Source organism: Campylobacter cuniculorum DSM 23162 = LMG 24588, from assembly GCF_002104335.1.
Lineage (GTDB): Bacteria > Campylobacterota > Campylobacteria > Campylobacterales > Campylobacteraceae > Campylobacter_D > Campylobacter_D cuniculorum.
Map to the genome: position 1 here is coordinate 1 of NZ_CP020869.1, position 1,834 is coordinate 1,834.

Genomic DNA, 1,834 nt, shown 5'->3' on the forward strand with positions numbered 1-1,834 from the left:
ATGCCAAAAGAAAACCAAAAATCAAATAAAGAAACTAGAGCTAGGGCTTGGAGTTTCATCGCTTACCCTGATAGTGTTCCTGCCGATTGGGAGCAGATTCTAACCGAGCGTTTTAACTTGAAGTGGGCTAGAAGTCCTTTACACGATAGCGACATTAACGCCGATGAGACACAAAAAAAACCGCATTGGCATATAGTTGTAACTTTTACGAATGTTAAATCATACGAGCAAGTCAAAGAGATTAGCGACACAATTAACGCCACGATACCGCAAAAGGTGCATAATCTGCAAGGCTTAATGAGATATTTTCTACACCTTGATAACCCTGAAAAAGCACAATATGACTTCAAAGACATTAAAGCGGTAGGTATCAATGCAGAGCTTGAGATTTTAGGTCAAACTGATTTTAATAAAAAGCTAAAAAATGAGATATTTGAGCTTATAAGGGGTAATGATTTGTTTGAGTATAGTGAGCTTTTAGACTTCTTGCAATACGACCACGAACAGCATTTTGAATACGCTACAACGCATACTATTCTTTTTGTTGCTTATCTCCGCTCACGCCGACACAAAGCAGAATCTACTGCAAAGCGGTAGATATAGATTTCCATTCTTTCATAGACAGCTAAAAAGAAACAAGCGGTTTTAGTCAAGGGTAGGCGTAAGTCTATCCACGAGCGAAGCGAAGCCCTTGACTAAAAGAAAGCGTAGTTTCTTATACTGCTGGATTGAAAGAATGGGGTTATTTGATTGTTGAGAATTTATAAATCAAATATGCAGTAAATCCAAAAAACGCTATAAATGCTGAAAATAATGCTATTAGTCCCATATTAGTCCTTTTCCTTTTCTAGTTTGTTTATCTCCCTTAAAAATAGCCTTACAAACACTACTAAAGCAGATATTATGCCTAGAATACACAAAAACACAGTAAGAGTATCGTAAATTGTATAATGTTTGTAATTGATGAATGTATAACCCAATACGCCAAAAAGAGCAGTCATAAAAGCAATGATGATTGCTTTGTAAAAATCTATGAGTGCTTTTATTTTTTCTTTTTGGCTCATTATTCTCCCTTAAATAAACTCGGTTGGTCTTTATATTTTTGTGCTTCTCTTTTGGCAATAAAGGCTTTATACTCTGGGGTATTTGTGATTGTGTCAATCATAAACTTGTTAGCGTGTTCTATTTCATCATAAAATGCTTTTAAAGATTCGCTCACTCTAAAGCTTTGAGTAAATGTCGGGGCTTTTTTTCCCGAGCCTTTAGGTCTGCCTCTACCCCTTTTAATTGTTTCCATTACAAGCTCCAATGTATTTTTTCATTACAGATTATAACAAAATTTTATTGCATTACAGATTATAACAAAATTTTATTGCATTGCAGATTATAGCCTTAAAAAGGGGTTTTTTTTGCCAACATTGGGGGGTTACTACGACATACCCCCCAATGTGTTCAGTGTTCAGTGATCAAAAATCGTGATCAAAAATCGCAGATTTTTTAGGGGGTTCAAAGGGGGAGAATCCCCCTTGCGAGACTCTGCAGTAATCAATTGAGCGGTAGCGAAATTGTATTACAAAGAGTAGTCTCGCCCAGATTAAAATTTCATTTTAAGATAGTAGTATCCCAAAAGATTTTTAAATTAAAAATTTTATGTTGATGTTTGATTGATTGAGAGTTTGGTTTGTAGAATCTAAATTCTTTGAATTTTAGAAATTTAAGGGAGAAATATTTGCAATGCAATAAAATTTTGTTATAATCGCAGAAAAAGAAACGCCAAAAGGTTAGTTGTTAGTTGGAAGCTCTTACTAACCTTTAAAACGGAAAGGACATAATT

Annotated in this window: 3 protein-coding genes; 1 reads left to right on the forward strand and 2 read right to left on the reverse strand. The window is 34.8% G+C overall.

Going from position 1 to position 1,834, the window contains the following annotated elements; translation table 11 throughout:
* A complete protein-coding gene (locus tag CCUN_RS09530; protein ID WP_085296707.1) occupies window positions 1–597 on the forward strand; it encodes a replication protein in 597 nt (198 codons plus the stop codon).
* Between the two features lie 233 nt (window positions 598–830).
* Here CCUN_RS09530 and CCUN_RS09535 read toward each other — a convergent pair whose 3' ends face one another.
* Window positions 831–1,064: a hypothetical protein gene (locus tag CCUN_RS09535; RefSeq protein WP_085296708.1), complete on the reverse strand. Its 234-nt coding sequence runs from the start codon at window positions 1,062–1,064 to the stop codon at window positions 831–833.
* Window positions 1,064–1,297 carry a hypothetical protein gene (locus tag CCUN_RS09540; RefSeq protein ID WP_085296709.1) on the reverse strand — a complete coding sequence of 78 codons (234 nt, stop codon included), beginning with the start codon at window positions 1,295–1,297 and terminating at the stop codon, window positions 1,064–1,066. Before CCUN_RS09540 ends, CCUN_RS09535 begins: the two co-directional genes overlap by 1 nt.
* Between the last annotated feature and the right edge of the window lie 537 nt (window positions 1,298–1,834).